General features: G+C 65.4%; 5 protein-coding genes and 1 other RNA gene. 3 read left to right on the top strand and 3 right to left on the bottom strand.

All coding sequences use genetic code 11. The features are described 5' to 3' along the window. Positions 1 to 275: 275 nt before the first annotated feature. Positions 276 to 1,706, bottom strand: a complete 1,431-nt coding sequence (locus AB0B83_RS29635; protein ID WP_357580933.1) for a hypothetical protein — start codon at positions 1,704 to 1,706, stop codon at positions 276 to 278. A gap of 305 nt (positions 1,707 to 2,011) precedes the next feature. On the opposite strand from AB0B83_RS29635, the gene AB0B83_RS29640 reads away from it, so the two are divergent. Then, positions 2,012 to 3,604 carry a pentapeptide repeat-containing protein gene (locus AB0B83_RS29640; protein WP_357580934.1) on the top strand — a complete coding sequence of 531 codons (1,593 nt, stop codon included), beginning with the start codon at positions 2,012 to 2,014 and terminating at the stop codon, positions 3,602 to 3,604. A 521-nt stretch (positions 3,605 to 4,125) separates the two neighbouring features. On the opposite strand, the gene rnpB is transcribed toward AB0B83_RS29640, so the two are convergent. After that, positions 4,126 to 4,543: RNase P RNA component class A (gene rnpB / locus AB0B83_RS29645), an RNA gene on the bottom strand. A 103-nt stretch (positions 4,544 to 4,646) separates the two neighbouring features. Between rnpB and AB0B83_RS29650 the strand changes: the two genes are divergently transcribed. Beyond that, complete coding sequence (locus AB0B83_RS29650; RefSeq protein WP_357580935.1) at positions 4,647 to 5,408, top strand: sulfite exporter TauE/SafE family protein; 762 nt, start codon at positions 4,647 to 4,649, stop codon at positions 5,406 to 5,408. A 76-nt stretch (positions 5,409 to 5,484) separates the two neighbouring features. Here AB0B83_RS29650 and AB0B83_RS29655 read toward each other — a convergent pair whose 3' ends face one another. Beyond that, positions 5,485 to 6,036, bottom strand: a complete 552-nt coding sequence (locus AB0B83_RS29655; RefSeq protein WP_357580936.1) for a hypothetical protein — start codon at positions 6,034 to 6,036, stop codon at positions 5,485 to 5,487. Here AB0B83_RS29655 and AB0B83_RS29660 point away from each other — a divergent pair. After that, the coding region (locus AB0B83_RS29660) for an acyl carrier protein (protein ID WP_357580937.1) at positions 6,035 to 6,194 on the top strand (160 nt) is incomplete at its 3' end. The genes AB0B83_RS29655 and AB0B83_RS29660 overlap by 2 nt on opposite strands.

Here is a 6,194-nt window from a genome sequence, read left to right on the forward strand (position 1 = left end):
TCAGCCAGCCTCTACTGCGCGTTCGTCACCCTCGCCGCCGCTCTCACCTGCCACAAGCGCTACCTCAAACTCACCACCTGAGACACGCTCTTAGGACGCCAGAATTGAAATCAATTCGCAAACCGGGGCACATAAGCACCTAAACCTCTCGATAAGGCATCAGTTCCGCCAGAGAAAAAGCACCAGCTCCGACGTCCCTCAGGTCCGACTAGCAGCCCCAGATTCGCATGCACACTGCAAGGAATATTACGACGGAAACGAATCACCTGAACGCACTAGCCGTGATCGCGAGTAGCCTTGCCTGCATCCCTGCCACCCAATTGCCCGAGAAGATCAGAATCTCTCAGATCAGGCGAGGACTCCAAAGCGCTTTGTGGCGATTTAGGTTTAATTCTCGACGCAACCCGATCCAATTCACGCAGAGCTGCTTGACGCAGAATTTCCTTGACTTTTCTTCTAATTTCTGGCGTTCGTTCGATCCGGGGGCGTTCAAGTGGAATAAACAGCTCGTCACCGTAAAGCTTCTCTCTTGTTACGCCTACCAGATTCTGCAACAGGCAAGCGTACAGCAACTGGTTCGCACGCCGAGTGCGGCCTGCACCAGCTGAGTAGATCATCATAGCCGACACCAATGCGGCGATAACCAGCAGCACCGCCACACTATCAGTGACCCTAAAGCCAAGGAAATCGTATACGGTCAAGACCGATGAAATCGAGAAGGCCGCCAGCGGCCAGGCGACACCCTTCCGAAAATCCCCTTCCGACCGGATGCGGTCAATCTCATTGTAAAGTTCCTTATAATTTACGCGGAGTGCCACCTCAGCCTGCTCCATCCGCGCACGAAGTCGGTCCCGCTGAGCTGCTAGGTTAAATACAGTAGTAGCGAACTCAATTTGGGCCGTCGGCTCTTCCTTCAGCTTCTGCTTCATTGCCTGACGCGCAAGCTGAGCGATTCGGGGTTCGCTCCGGATATAGAATTTCAACAGGGATGCGTCATTCGCCCGGGCAATCTTTGGCTTTTCATTGCCCTCAGCGAACACATAGAGGTCCTGGTTGCTAACATTTGTTGCTTCAACGGCTCTACCCAGAGTGGCTGGAGTCATAACTTCGAGGGCATTGTTGAGAATGTCTCGATTCTCTCCGAACGCCAGTTCAAGATCAGCCTTAAGTAGTTCTTGAAAGTTTCCGTAATCTGGCTCTGCGATTTCCCGAACTTGTCGAAAAAATCCAGCAATCCGCCCCCCGGCAGACTCGAGTATTTGGAAGGTTGTGTCTTCCAGAACTTTTTGGTATGGCTCATCTTGAAGCTTCCGCCGCAGTCTCGACGCAGCTAGAGCGACGTAGGAAACGAATGCGACCAGAAGGAGCAGGCTGAGCGAAACTGCGGCCCTAGTGGTGCGGAACGTGAAGAAGAGAGCGCCAATAATGAAAAGCGCCGAGGCTAATATGCACAACCCCCAGAAGATTTTACTCAACATCTCCAGCAAGATGCCCAGTAAGTAGATTAAGAATATACCAAAAGTGAGCAGAATTTGATCGGGAAGATCCCGAAGTGGCTCTGCGACGGATTTAATCTGTGGACTTCGCCAATCCTGCTCCGGAATCAGAAAGAAAATTAACCATAACGTACCAGACCAGAGCAGCCCCACAGAAAATGGCGTGCGCGTGTCACGTAGACCGGGGACCACCTGCGACAGAATGTTCATAAATCCCGATTCGTTTATCCCACTAAGCGCACCGATGCAATTCGGCGGCTTAGAACCCTATCTCCAAGCCTGAGCCATGCCGACTATCAAGTCGGATAAACGACACGGATCGGCTAAACTCTGCCAAGATTCATCCGTTAGCTGATGTGCGACCAGTTCCGCCAGATGACGTGCAACGGGCGGTACAGGGAACTGAGATAGCAATTTGCGGCCCTTGGCCTTCGATGCCACGCACGAGCTGGGGGTGGTGCGTCGGCCGAAAGGGGGGCGCGACGTATTGCCATGCACGGGCATGATTCCACAGTGTGACGAGAAGGTTGAGTGTTGCTTTGATGGCGGTCGGCGGGTTGGTTCTGCTGTCGGTCGTGCTGGTGTTGGTTCCCCGGTCGTGGTGGGGTGTCCTGGCTTCCGGGTGGCCGGTGCTGGTGCCGGTGGCGGTAGGCCTGGCGGTGCTGGTCGCGGGGGTGCTGCTTTGGCGGCGGGACGATCGGAGGCATGAAGTGTCTGCCGCGCCGACGCCGCCGGATCGGCAGGTGCGGCCTCTGCGGTCGTGGGTGATCCCGGTCGGGGTGGTCCTGGTGGGGGTGGTCACCTGGGCCGCGGTGGCCTGGTTGCAGGGTTCGGTGCCGGCGGTGGGCGACGGGGTGCAGCGGGCACGGCTGCGCGTGGAGTCCATCCGCACGGGCTTGACCATCGGCGCGGCGGTGACCGGGGCGTTCGCGCTGCTGCTGGCGTTTCGACGACAGCAGTTGGCCGAGCGCACCCAGCAGGCCACCGAGTACGACGCCGGGGAGAAACGGGTCACCGAGTTGTACGTCAAGGCCGCCGACCAGCTGGGCTCGGACAAGGCCCCGGTCCGGCTCGCGGGCCTGTACGCCCTGGAACGCCTCGCCCAGGACAACCCCGCCCACCGACAGAGCATCGTTGAGGTGATTTGCGCCTACCTGCGCATGCCCTACACCCCACCCGATTACCAGCCCACCCCCATGCCCGCCGCCCAACCCCCCTCAGAAGACCCTGCCCCAGCCGCACCACCGGCTGCCGCCGGTGAGAGCGACAAACCCGCTGTGGACCCCAGGGAAGAACGTCAGGTTCGCCTCGCCGCCCAACGCATCCTCGCCCGCCACCTGCGACCAGCAACCCCAGAAGGAGAACCCCACGCCTTGTACTGGGGCCCACAGATGACGCTCGACCTCACCGAAGCCGTCCTCATCGACCTCGACCTCACTGGCTGTCACCTCCACAACGCCACCTTCATCAAGACCCACTTTGCCAATAGCCCCACGTTCGGCAACGCGACGTTCAGCGGCGACGCCAGGTTCAACGAGGCGACGTTCAGCGGCGACGCCAGGTTCAACGAGACGACGTTCAGCGGCGACGCCAGGTTCGACAAGGCGACGTTCAGCCGCGACGCCAGGTTCGGCAACGCGACGTTCAGCGGCGACGCCTGGTTTGACATGGCGACATTCAGCGGCGACGCCAGGTTCGACAAGGCGACGTTCAGCCGCGACGCCTGGTTCGACGAAGCGACGTTCAAACGTGACGCCAGGTTTGTCGGGACGACGTTCAGCGGCGACGCCTGGTTCGACGAAGCGACGTTCAAACGTGACGCCAGGTTTGTCGGGACGACGTTCAGCCGCGACGCCGGGTTCGAGGAGGCGACGTTCGGCCGCGACGCCAGGTTCAACAAAGCGACGTTCAGCCGCGACGCCAGGTTCAACAAAGCGACGTTCAGCCGCGACGCTGGGTTCGGCGGGGTGACGTTCAGCGGTAAGGCGAGCTTCGATGGGGCGACCCTCAGCGGGGCGAGGTACGACGGACCGGAGCCAGTTACTGACCCGAGAGCGACATGTGATCCGACATGTGATCCGACAGCACTGCCGAATCATTCTCATTAGGATCAAGGCACCGCGCTCCGCGCGGTGCGGGGCGGCAAGCCCGGCCGGCGGCAAGCCGCCCCGGCCGCCTACGGCGCCGGGGCGGGAAGCCACCGACAGCCGCCGGGACACCGCCCCCACCACACCCAGGAAGCAGCCTCAGCGAGGCCGTGTCGGAAGCCGGCGGGTCGGCCTGGTCGAGTGGTCGGGGCTTCCGGCTGCCGCGCCAGTCCAACCCCGGGACTGGCTTGCCACCGAGTCACCGGGTCGCGGCACCAGCTCCACCGCCAGGACTGCCCGGCCTCCCCCGCAACCGCTGGCCCCGCTCCGAAGCCCCGACCACCCGCCCCGGAAAGGCCCCACAGCAACGCAGCCCGCCCGGCTCGAGGCAAGGTCAACTGAGCCCGCGCTCAGGGCGTCTCCAGGGCGTCAGGGCGTCCTCAGGGCGTCAAACGCCGGCCAATGTTGACCAAGAACGACCATCGACGCCCGAACATAGAACCAGCTCAGAGCCGTGATCAGGTCTCTGAGCTGGTGGGCGACGGACGAGTCGACCTGTACGCCGGATTCTGTGACCGGCGCGCGCCCCGAGGGGCTCGCGTCGGCGGCGGCCATCCATCTAGGCCTGCCGTCGCCGGCAGGCTCGAGCGGCCTACCCGCAGACATCGGGCGGGCAGCCCTCAAGCGTCTGCGCCGGGTCGTCATCATCTCTGGTGACGGCCCTTGCTTGGCCTTGCTCCGGGTGGGGTTTACCGAGCCACCCCGGTCACCCGGGGTGCTGGTGGGCTCTTACCCCACCGTTTCACCCTTACCGTCCCCGATGGGGCCGGCGGTCTGTTTTCTGTGGCACTGTCCCGCGGGTCGCCCCGGGTTGCCGTTAGCAACCACCCTGCCCTGTGGAGTCCGGACGTTCCTCGGCGGCGGGCCGGAGCCCGCCGACGCGACCGCCCGGTCGACTCGTCCGTCGCGCATCCATCCTAACGACGCCACGGCCGCACCCATTGCCACCCCGGGGCCGACCGGCACCCGTTCTGCCGGAGGTGGGTACTAGCCTCTGGTGACCATGGATGTCTCCGACGCCGCGCTGCTGCTCGCCGCCGGTCTCGCCGCGGGCACGGTCAACGCGGTGGCCGGCGGGGGCTCGCTCATCACCTTTCCGGCGATGATCGCGGTAGGCCTGCCGCCGGTGCCGGCCAACGTGAGCAATTCGGTCGCGGTCTTTCCGGGGTACGTGGCGAGCGTGGCGGGCAGCCGGCAGGACCTGCCGCCCCGGCGGATGCTGGCCACGCTGGTGCCCACCACGATCGTCGGCACGATCGCCGGCGCCCTGCTGCTGCTGGCCACGCCGGCCCGGGCGTTCGAGCTGGTGGTGCCCTTCCTGGTGCTCGGGGCGACGGCGGTGCTGGCGTTCCAGGATCCGCTGCGCCGGCTCGTCGGGCATCCGCGCGACCTGGCGCCGCACCGCCGTACGGTCACCGTGCAGGCCATGGTCGCCGTCGGCGCGGTGTACGGCGGCTACTTCGGCGCGGCGCTCGGGGTGATGCTGGTGGCGGGTCTGGCCCTGGTGCTGGACGCGACGCTGGCGCGGGTGAGCGCGCTCAAGAACCTGCTCTCCGCCCTGGTCGGGTTGACCACGCTGGTGGTGTTCGCGCTGTTCGGGCCGGTGAACTGGGCGGCCGTCGCGGTCGTCGCGCCGGCGACGCTGGTCGGCGGGTACGCCGGCGCGCGGCTGGTGCGCCGGCTGCCGCCGGTGGTGCTGAAGGTGCTGATCGTGGTCTTCGGCACGTCGATCGGGCTCTACCTGCTCTGGCGCGCGCTGCGCTGACCCTCGGCGAGAGGTGCCCGGCCGGGAGGTCGGACAGGTGACCGGCCGGTCGGGCGAAGGACACACGCCCGGGCGGCTAGTGGTCCTGGAGCCTGAAGAAGAGCGTCCGGTGCTCGACGTCCAGGAAGGCGGTCCGCCACCGGATGGACGGGGTCGCCTCGTCGTACGCCCGGCTGTGCCGCCATCTGGGCGCGGCCGGCAGGTACGGCGCGAGAGCGGGCCACGCGTCCGCCGGGCTGGTGAGGGGCGCCTGGTCCGGCTCGGCGGACGCGTACGGCGCGAAGCCGTACCGCTGCGCCAGCGTCCGCGCGTCCGCCAGACGCAGCCGGACCACGCCCTGGTACGCCCAGTCCACCGGGCCCGGCGCGCGGCCGCACGGCTCGCCCGAGAGGGAACGCACCTGCCAGTGGATCTCCAGGTAGTCGCCGAGGTCGGGCAGTTGCTCGGGCGGAGCCCACCGGTTGGTGCGCACCTTCGCCTCCTCGGCGCGCACCCTCTCCCGGCACTCGGGCGTGTCGCCCGGGTCGTTGTCGACGGCCCGGATCGCGGCCCCCACGCACCCGACGACGACCACCAGCAGCAGCGCGGCGGAGCCGCCGAGGACGGCCACCAGCGTGCGTCTCGTCATGGTCGTCAGCGTACGAAGGGCGTCCACCCCGGCCGCGTCGCCCCCGGCCGCAGGGGGCCGGGGGCCCGACCGGGCGTTCCGCGAGGTCGGCTTCGACTCGATGACGGCCGTGGAGCTGCGCAACCGGCTCCGCGCCGCCACCGGCGTCCAGCTGCCAG

It is taken from the genome of Micromonospora sp. NPDC049060 (assembly GCF_040649055.1).
Taxonomy (GTDB): domain Bacteria; phylum Actinomycetota; class Actinomycetes; order Mycobacteriales; family Micromonosporaceae; genus Micromonospora; species Micromonospora reichwaldensis.